Annotated in this window: 26 protein-coding genes; 15 read left to right on the top strand and 11 right to left on the bottom strand. The window is 74.3% G+C overall.

The window, feature by feature from the left end; genetic code table 11:
* Positions 1–84: 84 nt before the first annotated feature.
* The 4 genes from MJ876_RS16225 to edd all read right to left on the bottom strand — a co-directional run bounded on the left by MJ876_RS16225 (position 85) and on the right by edd (position 6,051).
* Positions 85–1,425: an MFS transporter gene (locus tag MJ876_RS16225; protein WP_240237861.1), complete on the bottom strand. Its 1,341-nt coding sequence runs from the start codon at positions 1,423–1,425 to the stop codon at positions 85–87.
* A 234-nt stretch (positions 1,426–1,659) separates the two neighbouring features.
* Positions 1,660–3,552: a 4-alpha-glucanotransferase gene (gene malQ / locus MJ876_RS16220; protein WP_240237860.1), complete on the bottom strand. Its 1,893-nt coding sequence runs from the start codon at positions 3,550–3,552 to the stop codon at positions 1,660–1,662.
* Positions 3,549–4,196: a bifunctional 4-hydroxy-2-oxoglutarate aldolase/2-dehydro-3-deoxy-phosphogluconate aldolase gene (gene eda / locus MJ876_RS16215; protein ID WP_240237859.1), complete on the bottom strand. Its 648-nt coding sequence runs from the start codon at positions 4,194–4,196 to the stop codon at positions 3,549–3,551. The genes malQ and eda overlap by 4 nt, the downstream gene beginning before the upstream one ends.
* Positions 4,183–6,051 carry a phosphogluconate dehydratase gene (edd, locus tag MJ876_RS16210; RefSeq protein ID WP_374202481.1) on the bottom strand — a complete coding sequence of 623 codons (1,869 nt, stop codon included), beginning with the start codon at positions 6,049–6,051 and terminating at the stop codon, positions 4,183–4,185. The genes eda and edd overlap by 14 nt, the downstream gene beginning before the upstream one ends.
* A gap of 111 nt (positions 6,052–6,162) precedes the next feature.
* Here edd and MJ876_RS16205 point away from each other — a divergent pair, with 111 nt between their 5' ends.
* The gene (locus tag MJ876_RS16205; protein WP_240237857.1) at positions 6,163–7,314 is read left to right on the top strand and encodes an ROK family protein; all 1,152 of its coding nucleotides are present in this window, start codon (positions 6,163–6,165) and stop codon (positions 7,312–7,314) included.
* Between the two features lie 31 nt (positions 7,315–7,345).
* Here the strand turns inward: MJ876_RS16205 and MJ876_RS16200 are convergent, their stop codons facing one another.
* Both MJ876_RS16200 and MJ876_RS16195 read right to left on the bottom strand, forming a co-directional pair.
* On the bottom strand, positions 7,346–8,116 hold the full coding sequence (locus MJ876_RS16200) for a sigma-70 family RNA polymerase sigma factor (protein ID WP_240237856.1): 771 nt from the start codon (positions 8,114–8,116) through the stop codon (positions 7,346–7,348).
* A gap of 4 nt (positions 8,117–8,120) precedes the next feature.
* On the bottom strand, positions 8,121–8,324 hold the full coding sequence (locus MJ876_RS16195; RefSeq protein ID WP_240237854.1) for a DUF2945 domain-containing protein: 204 nt from the start codon (positions 8,322–8,324) through the stop codon (positions 8,121–8,123).
* Positions 8,325–8,419: 95 nt separating this feature from the next.
* Here MJ876_RS16195 and MJ876_RS16190 point away from each other — a divergent pair, with 95 nt between their 5' ends.
* Positions 8,420–9,283, top strand: coding sequence for a DICT sensory domain-containing protein (locus MJ876_RS16190; RefSeq protein WP_240237852.1), 864 nt, complete (start codon positions 8,420–8,422; stop codon positions 9,281–9,283).
* A 47-nt stretch (positions 9,284–9,330) separates the two neighbouring features.
* Here MJ876_RS16190 and MJ876_RS16185 read toward each other — a convergent pair whose 3' ends face one another.
* Together MJ876_RS16185 and MJ876_RS16180 are read right to left on the bottom strand one after the other, a co-directional pair.
* Entirely contained in the window at positions 9,331–10,023 is a 693-nt protein-coding gene (locus MJ876_RS16185) for a hypothetical protein (RefSeq protein WP_240237850.1), read from the bottom strand.
* A 329-nt stretch (positions 10,024–10,352) separates the two neighbouring features.
* On the bottom strand, positions 10,353–10,628 hold the full coding sequence (locus MJ876_RS16180) for a GlsB/YeaQ/YmgE family stress response membrane protein (protein WP_240237848.1): 276 nt from the start codon (positions 10,626–10,628) through the stop codon (positions 10,353–10,355).
* A gap of 106 nt (positions 10,629–10,734) precedes the next feature.
* Between MJ876_RS16180 and MJ876_RS16175 the strand changes: the two genes are divergently transcribed.
* Positions 10,735–11,289 (top strand): dihydrofolate reductase family protein, encoded by a 555-nt coding sequence (locus MJ876_RS16175; protein WP_240237846.1) that lies wholly within the window; start codon positions 10,735–10,737, stop codon positions 11,287–11,289.
* 37 nt (positions 11,290–11,326) lie between these two features.
* Positions 11,327–11,899 carry a putative immunity protein gene (locus tag MJ876_RS16170; protein ID WP_240237844.1) on the top strand — a complete coding sequence of 191 codons (573 nt, stop codon included), beginning with the start codon at positions 11,327–11,329 and terminating at the stop codon, positions 11,897–11,899.
* Here the strand turns inward: MJ876_RS16170 and MJ876_RS16165 are convergent.
* Positions 11,788–12,306, bottom strand: a complete 519-nt coding sequence (locus tag MJ876_RS16165) for a DUF2231 domain-containing protein (RefSeq protein WP_240237842.1) — start codon at positions 12,304–12,306, stop codon at positions 11,788–11,790. The genes MJ876_RS16170 and MJ876_RS16165 overlap by 112 nt on opposite strands.
* 138 nt (positions 12,307–12,444) lie before the next feature.
* Between MJ876_RS16165 and serA the strand changes: the two genes are divergently transcribed.
* From serA to MJ876_RS16120, 9 genes are read left to right on the top strand one after another with little or no spacing between them, the layout of a single operon-like run.
* Positions 12,445–13,638, top strand: a complete 1,194-nt coding sequence (serA, locus tag MJ876_RS16160; protein ID WP_240237840.1) for a phosphoglycerate dehydrogenase — start codon at positions 12,445–12,447, stop codon at positions 13,636–13,638.
* Between the two features lie 2 nt (positions 13,639–13,640).
* Complete coding sequence (locus MJ876_RS16155; RefSeq protein WP_308192610.1) at positions 13,641–14,048, top strand: (deoxy)nucleoside triphosphate pyrophosphohydrolase; 408 nt, start codon at positions 13,641–13,643, stop codon at positions 14,046–14,048.
* A 9-nt stretch (positions 14,049–14,057) separates the two neighbouring features.
* The gene (locus MJ876_RS16150; RefSeq protein WP_240237838.1) at positions 14,058–14,675 is read left to right on the top strand and encodes an FMN-binding negative transcriptional regulator; all 618 of its coding nucleotides are present in this window, start codon (positions 14,058–14,060) and stop codon (positions 14,673–14,675) included.
* 50 nt (positions 14,676–14,725) lie between these two features.
* Positions 14,726–15,307: a sugar O-acetyltransferase gene (locus MJ876_RS16145; protein WP_240237836.1), complete on the top strand. Its 582-nt coding sequence runs from the start codon at positions 14,726–14,728 to the stop codon at positions 15,305–15,307.
* Positions 15,308–15,336: 29 nt separating this feature from the next.
* Positions 15,337–15,624, top strand: a complete 288-nt coding sequence (locus MJ876_RS16140; RefSeq protein ID WP_240237834.1) for a hypothetical protein — start codon at positions 15,337–15,339, stop codon at positions 15,622–15,624.
* Between the two features lie 9 nt (positions 15,625–15,633).
* Complete coding sequence (gene mshB, locus MJ876_RS16135; protein ID WP_240237832.1) at positions 15,634–16,569, top strand: N-acetyl-1-D-myo-inositol-2-amino-2-deoxy-alpha-D-glucopyranoside deacetylase; 936 nt, start codon at positions 15,634–15,636, stop codon at positions 16,567–16,569.
* Positions 16,566–16,952: a hypothetical protein gene (locus MJ876_RS16130; protein WP_240237830.1), complete on the top strand. Its 387-nt coding sequence runs from the start codon at positions 16,566–16,568 to the stop codon at positions 16,950–16,952. Before mshB ends, MJ876_RS16130 begins: the two co-directional genes overlap by 4 nt.
* 11 nt (positions 16,953–16,963) lie before the next feature.
* A complete protein-coding gene (locus MJ876_RS16125; protein WP_240237828.1) occupies positions 16,964–18,805 on the top strand; it encodes a VanW family protein in 1,842 nt (613 codons plus the stop codon).
* 51 nt (positions 18,806–18,856) lie between these two features.
* The gene (locus tag MJ876_RS16120) at positions 18,857–19,714 is read left to right on the top strand and encodes an alpha/beta fold hydrolase (protein WP_308192609.1); all 858 of its coding nucleotides are present in this window, start codon (positions 18,857–18,859) and stop codon (positions 19,712–19,714) included.
* 93 nt (positions 19,715–19,807) lie between these two features.
* On the opposite strand, the gene aspS is transcribed toward MJ876_RS16120, so the two are convergent.
* Positions 19,808–21,109: an aspartate--tRNA(Asn) ligase gene (gene aspS, locus MJ876_RS16115; protein ID WP_240237826.1), complete on the bottom strand. Its 1,302-nt coding sequence runs from the start codon at positions 21,107–21,109 to the stop codon at positions 19,808–19,810.
* Between the two features lie 285 nt (positions 21,110–21,394).
* Entirely contained in the window at positions 21,395–22,273 is an 879-nt protein-coding gene (locus tag MJ876_RS16110) for an N-acetyltransferase (protein ID WP_240237824.1), read from the bottom strand.
* A 73-nt stretch (positions 22,274–22,346) separates the two neighbouring features.
* On the opposite strand from MJ876_RS16110, the gene fdxA reads away from it, so the two are divergent.
* Together fdxA and dapC are read left to right on the top strand one after the other, a co-directional pair.
* On the top strand, positions 22,347–22,673 hold the full coding sequence (fdxA, locus tag MJ876_RS16105) for a ferredoxin (RefSeq protein ID WP_240237822.1): 327 nt from the start codon (positions 22,347–22,349) through the stop codon (positions 22,671–22,673).
* Between the two features lie 25 nt (positions 22,674–22,698).
* Entirely contained in the window at positions 22,699–23,805 is a 1,107-nt protein-coding gene (gene dapC, locus MJ876_RS16100; protein WP_240237820.1) for a succinyldiaminopimelate transaminase, read from the top strand.
* The last annotated feature ends 36 nt before the right edge of the window (positions 23,806–23,841 follow it).

Raw genomic sequence — 23,841 nt, 5'->3', positions numbered from 1 at the left:
CTGCGCAGCCTGGGGACGTCGAGTCGGCACATCTGCGCAGCGTGGGCGCGTCGAGTCGTCACGTCTGCGCATGCGACGCCGGCGTCAGGCGGCCTGTGGCTCCTCCACGTCGTGCATGGTGTCCCGGTCGGCGGTCTCGAACAGGATGAGCGTCGCGGCGATGCTCAGCCCGGCCAGCACGGCGAGCAGGACGCCGATGCCGATGCTGCCGAACGCCTCGGTGAGGATCGGCGCCAGCACGGGAGGGACGGCGCCGCCGAGCACGCCGGCGAGGTTGTAGGCCATCCCGGCTCCGGTGTAGCGGAAGCGGGTGGCGAACAGCTCGGGCAGGTAGGCGCCGACCGGGCCGTACATGATCCCGAAGATGCCGAGTGTGACGGCGATGCCGATCCCGAACGCGGCCGCTGAGCCGGTGTCGAGCACGGGGAACAGTGCCAAGGACCACACCACGGCCATCACGCCCGAGGCCAGGATGACGGGACGCCGTCCGAGACGGTCCGAGATCCGGCCGCCGACGATCGTCGTGACGGCGAGGACGGCGGCGGCGAGGACGCCGAGCGACAGCACGACGCGTCGGTCGAGGCCGGCGCCGGCGGGGTCGGAGCCGTACGCCGTGAGGTACGCCGTCCCCATGTAGAAGAAGCCGAAGCCGATGCCCTGCACCAGGGCACCAAGGAGGATCTCCCGGGGCTGGACCCTGAAGACCTCCAGCACGGGTGGCGTGGTGGGCGCCTTCGCCGCGGCGCGCTTGTCGCGGTCGGCCTTGAAGACGGGTGTCTCGTCGATCGAGAGCCGGATGTAGAGGCCGACGCCGACCAGCAGCGCGGACAGCAGGAACGGGATGCGCCAGCCGTAGGTGAGGAACGCGTCCGAGCCGAAGACGATGTCGGTGGCGAGGAAGGTGCTGGACGACAGCGCGAACGCCAGCGCCGGCCCGAGCTGGGGGAACACGGCGTACGTGCCCCGCTTGCCGGGCGGCGCGTACTCCGCGGTCAGCAGGTTCGCGCCCGCCCACTCGCCGCCGACCGCGAGGCCCTGCGCGACGCGCAGCAGGATGAGCAGGATCGGGGCGGCGGCACCGATGACCGCGCCGGTCGGCAGCAGGCCGATCGCGACGGTGGCGACGCCCATCAGCAGCAGGGTGGTGACGAGGGTGCCCTTGCGGCCCAGCTTGTCGCCGTAGTGGCCGAACACGATCGCGCCGAGCGGCCGGACGACGAACGCCACCGCAAACGTGGCGAACGAGGCCGCAGTCCCGGCGACCGGGCCGAGCGCGGGGAAGAAGATCTGCGGGAACACCAGGGCGGCGGCGGTGCCGTAGATGAAGAAGTCGTAGAACTCGATCGTCGTGCCCACGCACGAGGCCACGGCGACGCGGCGCATCGTGGTCGGGGCGGGCGCGGCGGGGGAGGGGGATGCGCTCATGGAATGTCCTGGTCCGAGTGACAGTGATCACACAGGATCAGGCCCCGCCCGTGGCGGGTCAAGGGCGGGCGTCAGCCGGACCGGAGGGGCAGGGCTCGACGTCCTGCTCCTGGTCGAGCCCGCGGCCGACTCGACGTCGTCCAGCTGCGCAGACGTGCCGACTCGACCCTCCTGGGGTGCGCAGATGTGCCGACTCGACCCTCCTGGGGTGCGCAGATGTGCCGACTCGACCCTTCAGGGGTGGCGGACGGCGGCGTCGACCGACCGCAGGAGGCGCTCGGCGCCGGCGTGGCCGGGGAGGTCGTCGACGGCGACGGGCAGCGGGAGGCGCCAGTTGTCGCGCTGCGTGTGGTCGGTGCCGGGGACGTTCGGGCGGCGCTCCTCGCCGACGGCGTCCTCGAGGGCGACGGTGACCAGCAGGGACGGCGAGCGCCCGAGCTGTTCGTACGCCGCCGCCACGGCCTCCTCCGTGGACGCGGACGACGGCAGCCCGTCGCGACCGAGCCTCTCCAGCAGCTCGGTCTGCTGGGAGCGCACCTCGGCGACGGTCTCGCCGGTGGCGGCGGCCTGGTCCTCGGCGTCCGTGCCGCCCCACAGGCCGGTGACGGTTGCGAGGTCGTGGGTGGTCACCGTGGCCATGGCGTGCTCGGGCCAGGTCGCGGGGTCGTCGTCCTCGAAGTAGAGGACCTTGTACGACAGGATGTCGCGCTCCGCCAGCGCCTCGCGGACGCCGTCCTCGACGGTGCCGAGGTCCTCGCCGACGATGACGGCCTTCGCGCGGTGCGACTCCAGCGCGACGATGTCGAGCATGTCCTGCCAGGGGTAGCGCACGTACACCCCCTCGCGGGGGTGCTGGCCCTGCGGCACCCACCACAGCCGGAACAGGCCCATCACGTGGTCGATGCGCAGCCCGCCGGCGCCCTCGATGGTGCCGCGCAGCGACTGCACGAAGGGCTCGTAGTCGGCCTGCCGCAGCTTCCAGGGGACCAGCGGCGGGGAGCCCCAGTCCTGGCCGAGCGCGTTGAGCGCGTCCGGTGGGGCGCCGACGCTGGCGCCGAGGGCGAGCACGTCCTGCCACGCCCAGCCGTCGGCGCCGCTGGCGGACACGCCGATGGGCAGGTCCTGCACGACGGTCGTGCTCCCCGTGGCCGCGGCGAGCTGCTCGGCGACGAGCCACTGGGTCCAGGCGTGGAAGGCGACGTCGTCGGCGTGCTCGGCGGCGTACGACGCGACCGCGGGGGAGTCCGGACGCCGCAGCGCCTCCGGCCACTCGCGCCAGTCGGGGCCGTGCTCCTCGACGAGCGCGCACCAGGTCGCCCACTCCGCCAGCGCAGCGCCGCGTCCGTCGCGCCAGGCGGCGAAGTCGGGGTCGCCCGCGGCGCGGGTCCGGGTGAAGACCGCGCGCAGGACACGCTGGCCCTCGGTCCAGGCGGCGTCCCGGTCGACGAGTGCGCCGGGCTCAGGGGTGGTGACGTCGCCGTCACGGGCGGGGTCGTGCCCCGGCACCTCCCGGACCCGGAGGTAGAGGGGACTGCGGAACCGGCGGGTCGCCGGCAGGTAGGGGCTCGACTCCTGCGGCAGGCCCGGCGTCGCGGCGTGCAGCGGGTTGGTCAGCAGGAACCCGGCGCCCAGGGACGTCGCCCACTCCCGCAGCGTGCGGAGGTCGGCGAGGTCCCCCAGCTGGCCCGAGGCGTGCGAGCGGGCGCCGTACAGCTGGACGGCGAGGCCCCAGCTGCGCTGCGCCGGGAGCCAGCAGCGGCCGGGCGACACGACCAGCCGCCGCTCGCGGTCCGGTGCGGTGCCGCGGGCGCCGACGACGCGGTGGTAGCCGAGCGGGAAGTCGTCGGGCACGACGTCGGCGGGGAGCGCCCGGGTGGTGCCGTCCTCGCACCGCACGTCGACCTCACCGAGCGGGTGCCGGGCCCCGGGGCGGACGACGAGGGGCGCCACGTCGTCGAGACCGGCCGGGGGGCGACCCACGGCCTCCCGGATCGGCGCCGCGCGCTCGTCGGTCAAGCGCTGCGGCTCGTCGTCGGCGTCCAGCCACTCGAGCTGGAGGCCCCAGTCGTCGGTCTCGGGCTGGGGCCCGGCAGCAGGTCCGGCGGCGGGTCCGGGTCCGGTCGTCACCCCCTCAGCATGGCGGCCTCCGCCGCCAGGGCGGTGACCTGCCCCCACTCGCCGGCGTCCACGAGCTTCTTGGGGGTGATCCAGGACCCGCCGACGCAGCCGACGTTGGGCAGCGCGAGGTAAGAGCGGGCGCTGCCGCGGGTGATCCCGCCGGTGGGGCAGAACCGGGCTGCGGGCACGGGCGCCGCCACCGAGGCGAGCCACGCGGTGCCCCCGGCGGCCTCGGCCGGGAAGAACTTCATCTCGGTGTAGCCGGCCTCGAGGACGGCGAGCACCTCGGACACGGTTTGGGTGCCCGGCAGGAAGGGCAGCCCGGTGCCGGTCAGCGCCGAGAGCAGGGACGGCGTCGCGCCGGGGGAGACGAGGAACCGCGCCCCGGCCCGTGCGGCGGCGTCCGCCTGCGCGGGGGTGGTCACCGTGCCCGCGCCGACGAGGATGCCGGGGACCTCGGCCACGATCGCGCGGATCGCGTCGAGCGCGGCGGGGGTGCGCAGCGTCAGCTCGATGGCGGGCAGCCCGCCGGCGACGAGCGCGCGGGCGAGCGGGACGGCGTCCGCCACGCGGTCGACGACGACCACCGGCATGACGGGGACGACGTCGAGGAGCGACCCGCGGGTCGCCATCAGGTCCTCACGCAGACTCAAGGGAGACCTCCTGGCCGGGGGTGAACGTCGGGACGGCGCCGGGGAAGACGCTGGCGCCGCGGTCGGCGGGGCCGACGGTGGCGCGGAAGGCGGCGAACAGCTCGCGACCGGTGCCGGCGAACTCCTCGCCCTCGGGGGCACGGCCGGTGGGCTCGCGCCGCTGCAGGTCGTCGGCGGCGGCGACGTCGAGGACGCCGCGCTCCGCGTCGAAGGTGATCAGGTCGCCGTCCGCGACCCGGCTCAGCGGCCCGCCCAGGGCGGCCTCGGGCGTGAGGTGGATGGCGGCCGGGACCTTGCCGGACGCGCCCGACATGCGGCCGTCGGTGACGATCGCGACCCGCTGCCCGCGGTCCTGCAGGACACCGAGGACCGGGGTCAGCTTGTGCAGCTCGGGCATGCCGTTGGCGGCGGGGCCCTGGTAGCGGACGACGGCCACGAAGTCGCGACCGCCGAGCTCGCCGGCCTCGTACATCGCGAGCAGCGTGTCCTGGTCGTCCACGACGAGCGCGGGGGCGCTGATCGTGCGGTGCGCCGGGGCCACGGCGGAGGTCTTGATGACGCCGGTGCCCAGCGGACCGGCGAGGACCTTGAGCCCGCCGTCGGTCTGGAAGGGGTCGGTCGCCGGGCGCAGCACGTCGAGGTCGCCCGAGGTCTTCGGGCCCTCCTCCCACGTCAGCTCACCGGTCGCGCCGGTCAGGCGCGGCTCGGTGGTGTAGTGGCGCAGGCCGCGTCCGGCGACCGTGGTGACGTCCTCGTGCAGCAGCCCCGCGCGGAGCAGGGTGTGGACGAGGAACGCGACGCCGCCGGCGGCGTGGAAGTGGTTCACGTCGGCGGTGCCGTTCGGGTAGACCCGTGCGAGCAGCGGCACGACGGCCGACAGCTCGGAGAGGTCCTGCCAGGTCAGCTCGATGCCGGCGGCGCGGGCGATCGCGACCAGGTGGATGGTGTGGTTGGTGGAGCCGCCGGAGGCGAGCAGCGCGACGCAGGCGTTGACGACCGCCTTCTCGTCGACGACCTCACCGATCGGGGTGGGCTCGCCGCCCTGGCGGGTGATGGCGACGGCGCGCCGCGCGGCGGCGTCCGTGAGGGCCTCGCGCAGCGGGGTGCCGGGGTTCACGAAGCTCGAGCCGGGCAGGTGGAGGCCGAGGACCTCCATGATCAGCTGGTTCGAGTTCGCGGTGCCGTAGAAGGTGCACGTGCCCGCCGAGTGGTACGACGCCGCCTCGGCGTCCAGGAGCTCGGCGCGGGACGCCCTGCCCTCGGCGTACCGCTGCCGCACGGCGGCCTTCTCGGCGTTCGGCAGGCCCGAGGTCATCGGCCCGGCGGGGACGAAGACGGTCGGCAGGTGGCCGAACGAGAGGGCGCCGATGAGCAGGCCCGGCACGATCTTGTCGCAGACGCCGAGCATCAGGGCGCCGTCGAACATGTCGTGGGAGAGAGCGACGGCCGTCGACATCGCGATCACGTCGCGGCTGTACAGCGAGAGCTGCATGCCGGCGCGGCCCTGGGTGATGCCGTCGCACATGGCGGGCACGCCGCCCGCCACCTGCGCGAGCCCGCCCGCGCGGGCCGCGGAGCGCTTGAGGGCCGGCGGGTAGTCCACGAACGGCTGGTGGGCCGAGAGCATGTCGTTGTAGCTGGTGACGATCGCGAGGTTCGGCTTCACCCGGCCCCGCAGCGCGGCCTTGGCGGGGGCCGCCTCGGCGGCGAACCCGTGGGCCAGGTTCGCGCAGCCCAGCGACGTCCGGCTGGGGGCCGGACCGCCGGCGGCGCGGATGCGGCGCAGGTAGGCCGCACGGGTGTCGGCGCTGCGCTCGACGACGCGTTCGGTCACGGCCGCCAGGACCGGGTGGATGCTCATGGCGACCACGCTAGGGCCGACTTCCAACCCATAGCAAGCATACTTCGACACTTTGAAGTCAAAAGGTCCGGCACTACGCCCCGGGTCCGCCGTTAACCTGGAGGCATGACCGAGTCGGCCGGCGAGCTCCTGCGCCTGGTGCGGGCAGGTCGGGCCTCGACGCGCTCCGACCTGCGCCGCCTCACGGGCATGTCCCGCACCGCGGTCGTCACCCGCGTCGACACCCTGCTGCGGGCGGGGCTCCTGCTGCCCGGCCAGGAGGAGGCCTCCACCGGGGGACGCCCGCCCGGGTCGCTCGTCTTCAACCGCACGGCGGGCGTCGTCGTCGCGGCCGCCGTCGGGCGCTCACGCACCCAGCTCGCCGTCCTCGACCTGACCGGCACGGAGCTCGCCTGTGACGAGGCCGAGCACGAGATCGGCGCCGGGCCCGAGACCGTCATGCCGGACGTCGTCGAGCGGCTCCGGGCCCTCCTGGCGGCCGCGCCGCAGGACGCGCCGGTCCTCGGCGTGGGCCTCAGCCTGCCGGGCAGCATCGACCCGGTGCACGGCGTCAGCGTGGACTCGCCGGTCGTGGCCGGCTGGGACGGCGTCGAGCTGGCGCCGTACCTCGAGACGCTGACGCGCGCCCCGCTGTGGGTGGGCAACGACGCCGACGTGCTCGCGCTGTCGGAGCTGCTGGGCCACGCCCGCACGTACGACGACCTGCTGGTCGTCAAGGCGTCCACCGGTCTGGGGCTGGGGATCGTGGTCGGCGGCGAGGTGGTCCGGGGCGCACTCGGGGGCGCCGGCGAGATCGGGCACACCCCCGCGGGCGGTGACCTCCCGTGCCGCTGCGGCCGGACGGGCTGCCTCGAGACGGTGGCGGCCGGCTGGGCCCTCGTGGCCGAGCGGGCGGCCGCCGGTCGCGGGGTGGAGCACGTGCGCGAGCTGGTCGCCCTGGCCGTCGCGGGCGAGGCGGAGGCCCGCGGCATGCTCCGCGAGAGCGGGCGACGGCTGGGGGAGACCCTCGCGGTCGCGATCACGCTGCTGAACCCGTCCGCGGTCGTCGTCGGCGGGGACATGGCGGGCGCCTACGACACCTACCTCGCCGGGCTGCGCGAGAGCGTCTACGCGCGCTCCACCGCGCTGGCCACGCGGGACCTCGTCTTCCTGCCCTCGACGTACGGCGACCGGGCCGGCGTCGTCGGCTGCGGCGCCATGGCGCTCGAGGGCGCGCTGGCGCCGGACGCCGTCGACGGCTGGCTGTCGACGCTCTGAGCGGCCTGCGGGCCGTCTGACGGCGACGGCGTCAGGACGCCGCGGCGAGCTCCCGGAGGTCCTTGAGGATCCGGCGCAGCAGCCGGGAGACCTGCATCTGGGTCACGCCGATGGCGTCGGCGATCTCCTGCTGGGTCCAGTCCTCGACGTACCGCATGCGGAGGATCAACCGGTCCCGCTCGCGCAGGCAGGCGATCATCGGCTCGAGCGTGGCGCGGTTCTCGGCCGCCTCGGTCTCGTCGTCAGAGCGCACGAGGCTCTCGGCGACGGTCGTGGTCGAGTCGGGCCCGACCGGGAGGTCCAGCGACGAGGCGTGGAAGCAGCCCTGCGCCTGCATGGCCTCCTCGACGTCCTCCACGGAGATGCCGAGCAGGTCGGCGACGTCCTTCGCGGTGCGCTGCTCGCCCTCGGGCGTGCGGTGCTCGAAGGCCGCGACGACCCGCGACTGGTTCTCCTGGATGCGGCGCGGCGGGCGCACGATCCACCCGAGGTCGCGGAAGTGCTTGCGCAGCTCGCCCCGGATCGTGGGGACGGCGTACGAGAGGAAGTCGCGGCCGGGCTCGGGCAGGAAGCGGCGCACCGCCTGCACGAGGGCGAGGCTGGCGACCTGCTCGAGGTCCTCGACCGCCACGCCGCGGTTGCGGTAGCGGCCGGCCAGGGTGCGGGCGAGCTCGAGGTTGACGACGACGACCTCGTCGCGGAGGCGGTCACGCTCCTCGTCGGACGTCGCCTGCTCGATCTCAGCGAAGAGACGCGTGGTCTCCTCGCGACGACGGGTGCGGCGCGGTGTCTCCGTGGACACGGGGTCACCCCTTCTCGAGGGTTGATTCCTTGTGAGCGGCCTTCGAACCGGACTTCTCCGACTCGACGATCCAGTACGGCTCGTCCGAGCTGGCCTGGAACTTCTGGTTGTCGTGCTGGAACGGCTTCGTCTTCTTCTCGACAGCCTTGCCCGTGGTCTTCCCCTGGGGGGTGTTCCAGTGCACGGTGTCGCCCTTGCTGATGCTCACTGTCAGAACCCCCGAGACCTCTGCAGGATTCCCGACGCTCTGTCGAGATTCTCAATCATGACTTCTACACCATGTACAGGTCTAGCATGATCCAGATGGGTGCGGAAGAGAACGCGGTGTCGGACGAGGCACACCTGACCATCGGGGACGTCGCCGCCCGCACCGGCGTCAGCGCCGCGACCCTCCGGGCCTGGGAGCGGCGGCACGACTTCCCTCGCCCCGAGCGGCTCCCCGGCGGGCACCGCCGCTACCGCCAGGACCAGTGCGAGCAGGTCAAGGAGGTCGTGCGTCGTCGTGACGGCGGCGTCCGCCTCGAGGTCGCGATCGCCGACGTGATGATGGCGTCGTCGCACCAGGGCCCCGCCGCGCCGTCCGTGTTCGCCTCGCTCCGCGCCCGGCACCCGCAGCTCGAGGCCCTCCACCTGCGCAAGTCGATGATGAAGTCGCTGTCGTGGGCCCTCGAGGACGAGGCTCTCGCCACCGCCGCCCGTCCGGTGATCTTCGGCAACTTCCAGAGGGTCAAGCACTTCGAGGTGGCCCGGCCCCGGTGGGAGGAGCTCGCCCGGGTCGCCGACGTCGCCGTCGTCTTCTCCGCCTTCGACGAGATGCGCGTCGACGCCTCCCCGGTCCGGGTCGCCCTGCCCGCGGACGCCCCGATGCGCCACGAGTGGAGCGTCGTCGTCGACTCCGCCGAGTTCTGCGCGGCGCTGTCCGCCTGGGAGATCCCCGGTCAGGACCACAAGCCGAACCAGGACCGCGTCATGGAGGGCATGTGGACCGTCGACCCGTGGGTCGTGCGGGACGCCGCGCTGACCTGCGTGCGCGTGGCCGGCGACTGCGGCTACGACGACGGCGGTCAGATGCTCAAGACCCTCCAGGAGCGTCCCGTCTCGGCGGCCAGCGCCCCCATGGTCACCCTGTTCAACCGCATCGTCTCGTACGCCGACTCCGCCCGCTGACGCCGAGTCGGGCGTCGTAGGGCGGGAGAACCCGCCGGGTCGACGGGTCAGGCGCCGCGGAGCTCGACGATCCAGCGGCGGCGGGGGTGCTCGGTCACGGTCCAGAGGCTGTCGCCGGTGACGGTGAGGTCCTCCGGGCCCATCGGGGTGGCCCAGCGGCGACGGCGCCACCCGCCGGGCTCCCCGACCCACAGCGAGCCCGGGGTGGTGGGGCCGTGCGAGGTGCTGAGCTCCCAGCGCCCGCCCCGGCGGACGGCGCCCTGCATGCCGCGGACCCCGTCGACCACCTCGGCGCAGCGGCAGCGGTCGTCGTCGCCGAGCGCGGGCAGCCGGGTCGCCGGGTCCATCGGCCACCGGGTCAGCCGGGTGGTCTGCCTCCCGCGTCCGTACTCGCCGACCACGAGCATCGGCGCGGCCGGGTCGCCGAGGTCCAGGGAGAGGAAGGAGTAGCGCAGCGGCTCGGTCCCGGCCGGGGTCACCGCCCGGTGGGCGATCCGCATCGGCAGCACCCAGGAGTGCCCGAAGAACTCGTCGCGCCGCTCGGGCGGCACCGGGGTGAGGTCGTCGAGGTGGCAGGTGGCGAACCCGTTCCGCGTGGCGGCGACGTGGACCCAGTCGCCCCACCACACCAGCCCGCCGGCGTGCACCTTCAGGGGCCGCCAGGTCGGGGCGCCGCCGTCCTTCCCGGGTCTCGGCTCGACGAGCAGGACGTGCTCGTAGCGGCCCGCCCCGACGTCCACGAGGCTGAGCCGGGAGCCCTGGTTGCGCTCGTCGCCGAGCGTCTTGGCGTACCAGGTGGTGAGCAGCAGCTCACGACCCGACGCGTGCGGGCCGTGGGGGTCGCTGACGCCCTGCGGCCACCAGCGCGGCGTACGCCGGTCCTCGGCCTCCCACGTCAGCGCCCGGCGTACGCCGAGTCCCAGCGCGCCGAACGCCCGGCGAGCGCGCCGGCCGTCGCCGTCCAGCCGACCGAGCAGCGCGTCGAGGCCACGGTCGGCGGCGGGGGCGAGGTCCGCGGCGAGGCGCTCCCAGAGGGTGCCGAGGTCCTCGGCCCGCCGCAGCGCGAGGGTCAGGACGTCACCCGCTTGCGGTCGGTGACGGCGTTGAAGACGAGCAGCACGACCACCGCGCCCAGGACGGAGCCGATGAGCCCGGAGGTCCGGATGTCGAAGACCCTCCCGGCGCCGCCGAAGACCAGCGAGGCGAGGGTGCCCCCGACGAAGGAGCCCACGATGCCGAGGAGCATCGTCGCGAGGAGACCCATGCTGTCCTTGCCGGGCACCAGGAGCCGTGCGATCGCGCCCGCGACCAGGCCGAGGACGAGGAAGCCGAGAAGACCGAGCATCTGCCCACCCTCCCACGCTCCCGGGCCGGTCGCGATGAGTCCGCCCGCCCCGCCGGGTCGTCCGTGGTGGGCCCGTCGTGGGCCGAGGACCCAGGAGAGGACCCGCATGCGCACGCTCGTCGTCACCCAGAACGTCACCCTCGACGGTTCGGTCGAGATGCTCGGTGACTGGTTCGACGCCCAGGGACAGGGCGATCAGTCGGACCTCACCGAGGAGATGGAGCGCCAGGACTCCGCGGCCGACGCCTTCCTGTGCGGCCGGCGCACCTTCCTCGACCTCCGCGGCTACTGGCGCGACCTCCCGGACGACACGACCGGGGTGTCCGACTACCTGAACGGGGTGTCGAAGTACGTCGTGTCGAGCACGCTCGGCGACCCGGAGTGGGACCGCACGACGGTCCTGCGCGGCGACCCCGTGGGCGAGGTGGCCGCCCTGAAGGAGACCGAGGGCCGCGACATCGTGCTGACCGGGTCCATCCGTCTGGCCCACGCCCTGATCGCCGCGGGGCTGGTCGACGAGTACCGGCAGTTCGTGTACCCCGTCGTCCAGGGCCGCGGGCGGCGGCTGTTCCCGGACGGCTTCGAGGTCCCGCGCCTGGAGTGCCTGGGCTCGACGACGTTCCGCAGCGGCATCACCCTGCTGCGGCACCGTCCCGCGTAGCCGACCGGCGGGCCCGGCGCAGGCTCTACGCTGCCTCATGGCCCACGCCCCCGATCACCCCGGCGCGTGGGCCGACGTCGAGCGGCTGCTGACGGTCGCCGACCACCGGACGGTGGTCCGGTGGTCGTGGGAGGTCGCGTCCCGCGCGGTCGCCCGGTTCGCCCCGCCGGGGCAGGAGGACCCGCGGCTGGCCCGGGCGCTGACCCACGTCCGGGCCTTCCTGGACACCGGCGTCCTCGACGAGGTGAGCCACCAGTCCGTGGTCGTGGGCGCCCACAACGCGGCACGCGCGCTGCCCGACCGCACCGGCGTCCGGGCGTCGGCCCGCGCGGTGGGGGCCATGGTCGCGACCCTGCGGACGCCCGAGCACGCGCCGGGGGTCGCCATGTACGGCGCGATGGCGGCGCGGGACGTCGCCGCCCCGCTGCAGCCGCCCGACGTCGCGGCGGCCGCGGCGGAGCGCGTCGTCCAGCGCGACCGGCTCGCGGAGCTCCTGGGCTATCCCGCCTGGGAGCCGCCGCCGGGCCCTGACCCGACCCCGGACGAGGGCGTGGACGACGCGACCTGGTCGCCCCAGACGGCGCGGGCCCCGGAGTCGCCGACCCGATAGACCTGCACGGCGCAGGCGAGGGCGGCGACGACGGCGAGGACGGCGACCCCCGTGCGCAGGGCGTCGGGGCCGGGCAGCGGCTTGCCGGCGGCCGCCCGCCGCTCCAGGAACGTCAGCGCCGCCGCCAGCACCAGCACGGGGATGGCGAACCACAGCAGCTGGTCACCCAGCTCGGCGTGGATGCCCGGGTCGCCGACCCGCTTCTCGAGGGCCTCGCCGCTGGAGGTCGCCACCGGGACCAGGACCGTCGCGACCAGCGCGACCGCGGTGACGAGGGGTCCGTTCGTCACCCGCCAGGCCGGTCGGACCACGAGGGCGAGGGTGCCCAGGATCGCGAGAGGCAGCAGCACCACGACCGCGTGGACGACGAGCGGGTGGACGGGCAGGCCGTCGATGAGGTCGAACATGGGCACAGGGTCCGCGGCGACCCTCTGACGCGGCCCTGACCTCGCTGTCCCCGACCTGTGAGTCCGCGGGGTCGGTCGGCGTCCCGTGATCCGGCGCCGTTTCGGCCTCGCGCGCGCGGTGCGGCAGAGTAGTGGAACGTGCGCGCACTGCTCCTGGAGAACCTCCACCCGCTGGCCTCGACGATCCTCGGTGACGCCGGGTTCGAGATCGAGACGCGCTCCGGCGCGCTCAGCGAGGACGACCTGATCGACGCCCTCGACGGCGTCGACCTGCTCGGCATCCGCTCGAAGACCGACGTCACCGAGCGCGTGCTGGCCGCCCGCCCCGAGCTGACCGCCATCGGGGCCTTCTGCATCGGCGTGAACCAGATCGACCTGCCGGCCGCCACGCGGCGCGGCATCGCCGTGTTCAACGCGCCCTTCTCCAACACCCGCTCGGTCGTCGAGCTCGCGATCGCGGACATCATCGCCCTCGCCCGGCGCCTGACCGTCCGCGACAAGGCGCTGCACGACGGCGTCTGGGACAAGTCGGCGGCCGGCAGCCACGAGGTCCGCGGCCGCACCCTGGGCATCGTCGGCTACGGCAACATCGGGTCGCAGCTGTCCGTCGTCGCCGAGATGCTCGGCATGAAGGTGTTCTTCTACGACACCGACGACAAGCTGGCGCTCGGCAACGCGACCCGCTGCGGCTCGCTGGAGGAGCTGCTCGACAACGTCGAGACCGTGACCCTCCACGTCGACGGCCGGCAGGGCAACGCCGGCATCTTCGGCCGCGAGCAGATCGCCCGCATGAAGCCCCGCTCGATCTTCCTCAACCTCTCCCGCGGCTTCCTCGTCGACTACGACGCCCTGGCCGAGGCCATCGCCTCGGGCCACGTCGCCGGCGCCGCAGTGGACGTCTTCCCCGACGAGCCCCGCAACCGCGGCGACCACTTCGACTCGCCCCTGCGCGGCCTCGACAACGTCATCCTCACCCCGCACGTCGGCGGCTCGACGGAGGAGGCGCAGGAGGACATCGGCCGCTTCGTCGGCGCGAAGCTCCGCGACTACGTCCGCCACGGCGTGACCTCGCTGAGCGTGAACCTCCCGGCGCTCACCCCCGAGCGCGGCGACCACGCGCAGCGCATCTCGCACCTGCACGTGAACACCCCCGGGGTGCTCGCCCGCGCCAACCAGGTGCTGGCCGACGCCGAGGTCAACATCGAGCGGCAGGTCCTCGGCACCCGGGGTGAGTGCGGGTACGTCGTCACCGACGTCGGCGCCCCCATGAGCGAGGAGGCGCTGGCCAAGCTGGCCGCGATGGAGGAGACGGTCCGGCTCCGGACGGTCTGAGCGTGGCGGCGCCGCCCGGCCTGGTCGTCGGGGCAGCGGTCCTGCGACACGGGCGGGTGCTCGCGGCCCGGCGTACCCACCCGCCGGCGGCCGCCGGCCGCTGGGAGCTGCCGGGCGGCAAGGTCGAGGCCGGCGAGACGCCCGACGCCGCGCTCGTCCGCGAGGTCGCGGAGGAGCTCGGATGCACCGTCGCCGTGCGCCGCTGGCTCGACGAGGAGGTGCCGATCGCCGCGGCGGCCGGCCCCGGGCTGGTGCTCCGGGTCGCCGTCTGCGACCTCGTCGCCGGCGAGCCGGACCCCGTGGAGCACGACCGCCTCGCCTGGCTCGGGCCCGAGGGGCTGGACGACGTCGACTGGCTCGAGCCCGACCGCCCGTTCCTGCCGGCGCTGCGGGCGCACCTGGGCGGATAGGTTCAGGCCGTGTACGTCCCGCCGTCCAACGCGATGACCGACGACGACGCGGCCCGGGAGCTGGTCCGCGCGGTCGGTGCCGCCGAGCTCGTGACCGGGGGCCAGGACGGCCACCCGCTGGCGACGCTCCTCCCGGTCGTCTGGTCCGGCGGGACCGTGACCGCCCACCTCGCCCGCGCGAACCCCCACTGGCGGGCGATCGCCGACGGCCAGCCGGCGCTGCTCGTCGTCCGCGGCCCGCAGGCCTACGTGTCGCCCTCCTGGTACGCCACCAAGACCGACCACGGCCGGGTCGTCCCGACCTGGAACTACTCCGCCGTCCACCTCACCGGTCGCGCCCGGGTCGTCGAGGACGCCGCCTGGCTGCGCGCCCACGTCGAGTCCCTGACCCGTCTCCACGAGGACCGGCGGCCCGCGCCCTGGACGGTCGACGACGCCCCCGCGGCGTACGTCACCGGTCAGCTGCGCGGCATCGTCGGCGTCGAGGTCACGGTGGAGCGGGTGGAGGGCAAGGACAAGCTCAGCCAGAACCGCTCCGAGGCGGACCGGGCGGGTGTGGTCGCCGGGCTGCTCGGCGAGCGGACCGGCGAGGCGGCCGCCGTCGCCGCCCGCATGACGACGGACTGAGGTGGTCGACCGCCGAGGACCTCGCGTGGGCGCCCGCTAGCGTCGGCGCCATGAGCGGCGCGACGAGCCAGGACGGCCGGTCGATGCGCGAGCGGATGCTCGCCGGCGACCCGTACATGCCCGACGACGAGCTGGGGGCGATGAGCCGTCGGGCGCTCGGACTCACCGACGCGTTCAACGCGACCACCCTCGACGAGGGGCGGCGGCGCACGGAGATCCTCACCGAGCTGCTCGGGGGACTGGGGGAGGGGACGGTCGTGCGCCCACCGCTGCGGGTCGACTACGGCACCTACCTGACGATCGGCGACCACGGCTTCGTGAACTTCGGGCTCGTCGCCCTCGACTGCGCGCCCATCACCATCGGTGAGCACGTGCAGATCGGCCCGAACGTCCAGCTGCTGACGCCGACGCACCCGGTCGAGCCCGGTCCGCGACGCGACAAGTGGGAGGGCGCACAGCCGATCACGATCGGCGACAACGTCTGGCTCGGCGGCGGCGCCATCGTGTGTCCCGGCGTCACCATCGGCGACGACACGGTCGTCGGCGCGGGGTCCGTCGTCGTGAAGGACCTGCCCGCCGGCGTGGTGGCCGTCGGCAACCCGGCGCGCGTGGTCAAGCGCGTCACCGACTGAGCCCGACGGAGACGAGGGGAAGCGGAGCCGTGCGCGGGATCTTCTTCGACGCCGACGACGCCCGGGCGGTGGCCGCCCGGCTCGAGCACGGCGGATGGACGGCCGACGTACGACGCGAGCGGCTGGCCGGCGAGGACGACGACGAGGACCACCCCTGGGCCGTCACGACCGACGCGCCGGCGTTCGTGCTCGACGTCCTCGTCGACTCCCACGACGGGTGGCTCGACCCCGAGCCGGGTGACGAGCCGCCGCGGACCGGCGGGACCGTCCCCCTCGACCTGCCCACCGCGCCGCGGCGGATCAAGCGCTCGCCGTAGGCTCCTGGCATGAGCCAGACGCAGGCGGACAGGCCGGGTCACCGGCTGCTCCTGGTGCACGCCCACCCGGACGACGAGACCATCGGGCAGGGCGCCACGATGGCGAAGTACGTCGCGGAGGGCCGCGGCGTCACGCTCGTCACCTGCACCGCCGGTGAGCTCGGCGAGATCCTCGTCCCGGAGCTGGAGCACCTGGCGGTCGACCGCGACGGCGGCCTCGGCGAGCACCGCCGCAGGGAGATCGCCGACGCGATGGGCGTCCTCGGCGTCACCGACCACCGCTGGCTCGGCGGCTTCGGCCGGTGGAAGGACTCCGGCATGAAGTGGCACGACGACGGCCACGCGGTCGTCGCCGACGAGGTCACCCCCGACTCGTTCTGGTTCGCCGACCTCGTCGAGGCCGCCGACGAGCTCGTGAAGGTCGTCCGGGAGGTGCGACCCCAGGTGCTCGTCACGTACGACGAGTTCGGCGGCTACGGCCACCCCGACCACATCCAGGCCCACCGGGTCGCCATGTACGGCGCCCAGCTCGCCGCGGTGCCGTCGTACAAGCCGGCGCTGGGCGAGCCGTGGGAGATCGCGAAGATCTACTGGGGCGCCATGCCGGAGAGCCGGATGCGGGAGAGCCTGCGCGCCCTGCGCGAGTCCGGCGACACGACCTCGTTCGAGGGGATGGACCCCGACGGGCCGCTGCCGTTCTTCGTGCAGCCCGACGAGGCGATCAGCGCGATCGTGGACGCCGAGGAGTGGACCGAGACCAAGCTGGAGGCGCTGCGGCGGCACCGGACCCAGGTGGCCACCGACGGCGGCTTCTTCGCCCTCTCCAACAACGCGGGCAACCGGGTCTGGGGCGCGGAGGCCTACCGGATCGTCAAGGGCGTGCGAGGCGACCTGGACGAGCACGGCCACGAGACCGACCTCTTCGCCGGGATCGTCCCGGATTGACCCGGACGCTCCTCCTCGTCGTCGCCGCCCTCGGGCTGCTCCTCGCCGGCGCCGCCACGGGCATCGCCGCGGTCGCCCTGCACACCCGCGGGTGGGGCTTCGCCCTCGTCGTCGTGGCCAGTCTCGCGACGCTGCTGGCGCTGCCGGCGGGCTGGTCGACCCGTGTCGCGTTCGCCCTCGGCTGGGAGGTCCCCGTGCTCCGGGCGGGGCTGGCCACGGGCCCCGGCGGCGACGTCGTGGTGTCCGGCGACTTGGCCGGGTACGCGCTCCTCGTCCTCGCGCTGGTGGTCGCGCTCGCCGCGATGCTGACCCTGCCCGCACGTCGTCGGACGGCCGCCCCGGCCCCGTCCGAGGAATCCTGTGAGCGGCCGGCCTCTGCATAGGATCGGGGGCGATGAGCACCACCGACACCGCTGAGCGTCCCGCGGTGCCGCCCGAGTCCAGCGACCAGGGGGGCCGCCGGCGCCGCCTCGTCGTGCTCGGGGTCCTGGGCACCCTGCTGCTCCTCGCCGTCGTCTACCTCGTCCTGTGGGCGGTGGCCGGCGACAACGTGCCGCGCGGGGCCTCCGTCGAGGGTGTCGAGGTCGGGGGCATGACCTCCGGCGAGGCCGAGGACACGCTGCGCAGCGAGCTCGCCGACCGGGAGACCGCGCCCGTGACCGCCGCGGTCAACGGCCCCGGCGGCGGCGAGGAGGACCTCTCGCCCGAGCGGCTCGGCCTGGCCGTCGACTACGGGGCGTCCGTCGCGGAGGTCGGTGGCTCGCGCAGCCTGTCACCGGCTCGGCTGTGGGACTACTACACCGGCGGCGAGGACGTCGACGCCGTGCTCGACGTGGACGACGCCGCGCTCGACGAGCAGGTCGGTGCGCTCGACCAGCGGTTCGGCCGGCCCGCCACCGAGGGCGGCATCGACTTCGTGGACGGCGAGGTGCAGGTCACCGAGCCCGAGGAGGGGCGCGCGCTCGAGGCGGACGTGACCCGCGAGGCGCTGATGGCGGCGTACCTCGACACCGACCCGGTCGCCGAGCTCGCCCTGGCCCCCGTGGTGCCGGACGTCGACGCCGACGACGTCGCCGAGGCCCGCCGGGAGTTCGCCGACCCGGCCGTCTCCGGCCCGGTCACCCTGCAGGTCGGTGGCACGGACGTCGTGGTCGAGCCGGGGGAGTACGACTTCCTCACGATGGTCGCCCGCGGCGGCGAGCTGGTCCCGCAGGTGGACGGCGAGGCGCTCGTCGACCGTCTCGACGAGGCGGTCCCGGACGCGGACCGCCCGGTCGACGCGACGGTCGAGCTCGTCGACGGATCGCCGCAGGTCGTCCCGGGCCAGCCGGGTGTCGGGTTCGGTCCCGGCCGGGCCGCCGACGCCTTCGAGCGGGCCGCCGTCGGCCGCGGCAGCAGCCGCACCGTCGAGGTCGAGACCCGCCAGATCGCCCCCGACTTCACCGCGAAGGACGCCCGCGCCCTCGGGATCCGGCGTCAGGTGTCGACCTTCACCACCGAGTTCCCGTACGCCGAGTACCGCAACATCAACATCGGGCAGGCGGCGGACAACGTCGACGGCACCCTGCTGAAGCCCGGCGAGACGTTCTCGTTCAACGACGTCGTGGGCGAGCGGACCGAGGCGAACGGCTTCACCACCGGCTTCGTCATCTCCGACGGCATCTTCGCCTCCGACCTCGGCGGGGGCGTCTCGCAGATGGCGACCACGACGTACAACGCCGCGTTCTTCGCCGGTCTCGAGGACGTCGAGCACAAGGCGCACTCGTTCTACATCGACCGCTACCCCGAGGGCCGTGAGGCGACCGTGGTGTTCGGCTCGGTCGACCTGCGGTTCCGCAACAACACCGACTACGGGATCCTCATCTCGGCCGACACCGTCGACAGCACCCCGTCCTCCTCGGGCTCGGTGACGGTGAGCATGTACTCGACCAAGGTGTGGGACATCGAGTCGGAGACCTCCGGGCGCTACAACTTCACGGAGCCCGGGACGCGCACCCTCACCACCCCGGACTGCTACCCCAACTCCGGGTACGGCGGCTTCGACGTCGACGTGACGCGCATCTTCAAGCGTCCCGGTGAGTCGCAGGTCGTCGAGCGGGAGACGCAGACGACGACGTACATCCCGTCCGACACGGTGATCTGCGAGGAGCCCCCGCCGCCCGGCGGCGGCGGCAACGGCGGCGGCAACGGCGGCGGCAACGGCGGCGGCAACGGCGGCGGCAACGGCGGCAACTGAGTCGGCGGCCGAGTCGTGACACCTGGTGTCACAGCCGGTTACCCTGTGGCGGTGGTCACTCTCGGGATCCGTCGCGCCGCCCTGCTCGTCGCTCTCCTGGGCGGGCTGCTGCTCGCCCTGGTGAGCCCGTCGTCCGCCGGGACGGCGCGGGCGTCGACCGTCGAGGAGCTCTCGCACCCGTTCGGCAGCCCGGTCGGCGCCAACGACTGGTCGTGCCGCCCGACGGAGGCGCGGCCGACGCCCGTCGTGCTGGTGCACGGCACGTTCGCGGACTCCCGGACGCCGCTCGACCGGATCTCGGCACGCGTCAAGGCGGCCGGCTACTGCGTCTACTCCGTCGACTACGGCCTGCGCGGGACCCAGCGGATCGAGGACTCGGCCCGGACCCTCGCGGCCTTCGTCGACCGTGTGCTCGCCTCGACCGGGGCGGCGCAGGTGTCGCTCGTCGGGCACTCGCAGGGCGGGATGATGCCCCGCTACTACCTGAAGAACCTCGGCGGGCTCGGCAAGGTCGACGACCTCGTCGGTCTGGCGCCCAGCAACTACGGCACCTTCCGCGCCGAGCTGCTGGCCCCGGCCGGCGCGATCGGCTGCCCGGCCTGCGCCCAGCAGGGGGCGGGCTCGGCGTTCCTGCGCGACCTCAACACCCCCGACGACTCCCCGGGCGACGTCAGCTACACCAACGTCGTGACCCGCTACGACACGGTGGTCGTGCCCCACACGAACGGCTACCTGACCCCGGCCGACAACGTCACCAACGTCCGCCTCCAGGACGTCTGCCCGGGCAACCTCGCCGACCACGTCTTCATCCCGGCCAACCGCACGGCGATCGCCATCACCCTCGACGCGCTCTCGCGCCCCGGCCCCGCCCGCGCGTCGGGCTACAGCCCGACGGTCTGCCTGCCCTGACCCTCCGGTCTCGACGACGCGGAGCCGCTGGGCCAGGACGGTGGTCGAGCAGCCCGTGAGCGAGCGCGCGTCGTCGAGACTGCGGTGAGGTGCCTACGGCGACAGGCGGTGGAGGTCGCGCGGGAAGAGCGTGACCTCCCGGACGTTCGTCGCCCCCACCAGTCGTGACACCCACCGCTCGAGCCCGATCGCGAAGCCACCGTGCGGCGGCATGCCGTGGTCGAACACCGCCAGGTGGTCGGCGTACGGCGCGGGGTCGATGCCGCGCTCGGCCATCGCCGCGGCGTACGCCGAGGGGGTGTGCAGACGCTGCCCGCCCGTGACGAGCTCGACGCCGCGGAACAACACGTCGAACCCGTTCGTGCCCGGCGCGCCCGGGCGCTCCGGGCCGGTCCAGGGGTGCGTGTAGAACGGCCGCGCGGCGAGGGGGTAGCCCTCCACGGCGACCAGGTCGGAGCCGTGCTCCGCCAGCGCCCACGCGCCGACCGCCCGCTCGTGGGCGGGGGAGAGGTCCGGCTCGTCGGCGGGCGCCCCCGCGATCTCGAGCGCCTCGGCGAACCCGACGACGGGGACCTCGGCGGGCACCTCCGGCAGGGCGAGGTCCGGGACCGCCTCGGCCACCGCCGCCACCATCCCCGCGAGGGCCTCCCGCAGCACGGCGAGGACGTCGTGGTGGTCCTCGATGAACCCCAGCTCGACGTCGAGCGAGGTGTACTGCGCCAGGTGACGCGCGGTGTCGTGCGGCTCGGCGCGGAACACCGGCCCGACCTCGTAGACCCGCTCGAAGACCCCGACGAGCTGCTGCTTGTGCAGCTGCGGGCTCTGCGCGAGGTAGGCCGTCCGGCCGAAGTAGTCGACCTCGAAGACGGTCGCGCCGGTCTCGGTGGCCCCGCCGACGAGCTTGGGCGTGCAGACCTCGGTGAAGCCGAGCAGGGCCAGCGCGGAGCGGAAGCCGCGCAGCGACGCCGCCGCGACGTCCCAGCCTCGGCGACGCGCCGGGTGGCGCCAGGTCACCGCGGCGTGGTCGAGCACCGTGGCGAGACCGGCGTCCAGCGACGGACGCCACAGCTCGACCGGCGGGGTGGCCGCCGGCTCGGTCAGCGGCGTCAGCCTCGGCTCGACGACCTCGACCCCGCCGGGGGCCGAGGTGTTCTCGACGAGGGTCCCGCGGACCTCGACGGTCGTCTCCTCCGGCAGGGCGGCGAGGCGCTCCCTGTCCTCGTGGACGACGACCTGCGCCAGCCCGCTGCGGTCACGGACGACGAGGAACGCGACGCTCGCCAGCTCGCGGCGTCGGTGGACCCAGCCGCGCAGCAGCACCTCGGACCCCGGTGGGGTCCCGGGGAGCGCGGCGCACAGGGTCCTGGTCAGGACGGGTGGGGACTGGGTGGACATGCGGATCACCTCCGGCTCGTGGGGGAGCCCTGGAGGTGTGGGCGGGGGCCAGGTCGCGGTGCCACCACACCTTCGCCGGCATCCAGTCGTGACGCGCCGGCCTCTCGTCGGTACGCCGGACGCGCGGGCGGCACGGCTCTGCCGGGTCGCAGGGGGTGCGTCACGCCCCGTGCCGCCGAGACGAGGGTGCGGCCGGCGGAGGCGGAGGTGCAACGGGTTTTCCTCTCCCCGGGTCTCGAGGCGCGCTGCGCTCGCACCTCGACCAGCGGCGAGGGCTCGACCACCTCAGGGGGTGGGGGGCACCAGGTAGCGGTAGGCGTGGTGGACGACGAAGCCGAGCCGCTCGTAGAGCGCCACCGCAGGCTCGTTGGAGGCGTGGGTCTGCAGGTACGCCGACCGCGCGCCGTGCTCGGCGCCCCAGCCCAGCAACCCGGAGATCACCCGCTGGGCGAGGCCCTGCCGACGGTGCTCGGGGTCGGTCTCGATGCTGTAGAGCCCCAGCCAGTCCCCGTCGTACGCCGCGCGGCCGCGGGCCCCGGGCACCGACACCGCGACCCGGGGGTCGTCGTCGGTCTCCTCGGCGTCGTCGGGCTCGGCCGGCAGGGAGCGCCGGGCGAGGGCGATCGAGGCCACCATGACGATGCTGTCGTCCTCGCCGTCGCGGTGGCGCACCCAGCCGGCGGCCTCGAACCCGGCGTGCGCGGGCGACCCGACCTCGACGGCGACGAGCGGGACGCCGCCGCGGGCGCGGTGGAAGTCGACGACGGCGGCGTGCGCCTCGGCGTCCGGCAGCCCCGGGTCGCCGATCGCGAGCGTCGAGTTCGCACGACGCGCCGGCTCGTCCGGCGCCGACCGCAGCAGCCAGTCGCCCAGCGGCTCGGTCTCGAGCCCGGCCCACATCGCCAGACCCGCGCGGTGCAGCCGGGCGGCGGGCACCCGCACCAGCACCGAGGACCGCGGCGGCACCGGCTTGCCGGTCACGACCAGGTCGTGGGGGACCCGGGTGAGGGTGCCGTCCTCGCGGCGCACGGCCAGGTCGTCGTCGGTCCACTCCTCGCAGGTGCCGAGGACGTCGCTCATCGCGGGACCGCCCGACGGGCCGGTGCGACCGGGCAGGAGGTGGCGGACCACGATCCGCGAACCCACCACGTGTGGTCCCAGCACGTCGGGATACTAGGCTGGGACCTGCCGTCGACCGCTCACGGGTCGACCGCCCACAACGCCTCAGGAGGATCTGGTGACCTACGTCATCGCGCAGCCGTGCGTCGACCTCAAGGACCGCGCGTGCGTCGACGAGTGCCCCGTGGACTGCATCTACGAGGGCAAGCGGATGCTCTACATCCACCCGGACGAGTGCGTCGACTGCGGCGCCTGCGAGCCGGTGTGCCCCGTGGAGGCGATCTTCTACGAGGACGACACCCCGGAGCAGTGGAAGGACTTCTACGACGCGAACGTGAAGTTCTTCGACGACCTGGGCTCGCCGGGCGGTGCCGCCAAGATGGGCGAGATCGACCACGACCACCCGCTCGTCGCCGCGCTGCCCCCGCAGGAGCACGACGAGTGACCTGCGGGTCACCGGTGGCAGCCCCGTGCTGACCGTCTCGTCCCGGCTGCCCGAGTTCCCCTGGGACCGGATCGCCGGGTACGGCGAGCGCGCCCGCGCGCACCCCGACGGGATCGTCGACCTCTCGATCGGCACGCCGGTCGACCCGACGCCCACCGTCGTCATGGACGCGCTGGCGCACGGCGCGGACTCGCCGGGCTACCCCGCCACGGCGGGCCGCCCGGAGACGCGGCGCGCGATCCTCGACTGGCTGTCGCGGCGCTGCGGCGTCGTCGGGGCCACCGACGCCTCCGTGCTGCCGCTGCTCGGGTCGAAGGAGGCCATCAGCGCGCTCGGCGTCCACCTCGGTCTCGGGCCGGGCGACCTGGTCGTCCAGCCGTCGCTGGCCTACCCGTCGTACGAGGTGGGGGCGAGGCTCGTCGGCGCCGACATCGTCGCCAGCGACGAGCCGGAGACGCTCGACCGCACGCCGGCCCTGGTGTGGATCAACTCGCCGTCCAACCCGTCGGGCCGCGTCACGAGCCCGGCGAGGCTGCGCGAGCTCGTCACCTGGGCCCGTGACTCCGGCGTCCTGCTCGTCTCCGACGAGTGCTACGTCGAGTGCTCGTGGCACGACCCGGCGGCGGAGCAGGGCCCGTTCTCGGTCCTGCACCCCGACGTCTGCGGCGACAGCCACGACGGCCTGCTCGCGGTCCACTCGCTGTCGAAGCGGTCGAACCTCGCGGGCTACCGCTGCGCGTTCTACGCCGGCGACCCGGCCGTCGTCGGTGAGGTGCTCGAGGTCCGCAAGAACCTCGGGCTGATGATGCCCGGCCCTCAGCAGACCGCGATGGTCGCGGCCCTGGACGACGACGCCCACGTGGAGGAGCAGCGCAAGCGGTACGCCGCCCGCCGCGCCACGATGTGGCGCGCGCTCGAGGGCGCGGGCTTCCGCATCGACCACTCCGAGGCTGCGCTCTACCTGTGGAGCACCCGCGACGAGTCCTGCTGGGACACGATGACGTGGCTCTCCGAGCGCGGCATCCTCGCGGCCCCCGGCGCCTTCTACGGTGACGCTGGCGCCCAGCACGTGCGCATCGCGGTCACCGCGACCGACGAGCGCATCGCCGCCGCGGCCCACCGCCTGGCCTGACGCACGATCGCATGGGATCGGTGCTCGATCTGAGCG

This window comes from Nocardioides sp. CFH 31398, assembly GCF_022436705.1.
Classification (GTDB): Bacteria; Actinomycetota; Actinomycetes; order Propionibacteriales; family Nocardioidaceae; genus Nocardioides.
This window is presented reverse-complemented; position numbering and strand designations above follow the sequence as displayed.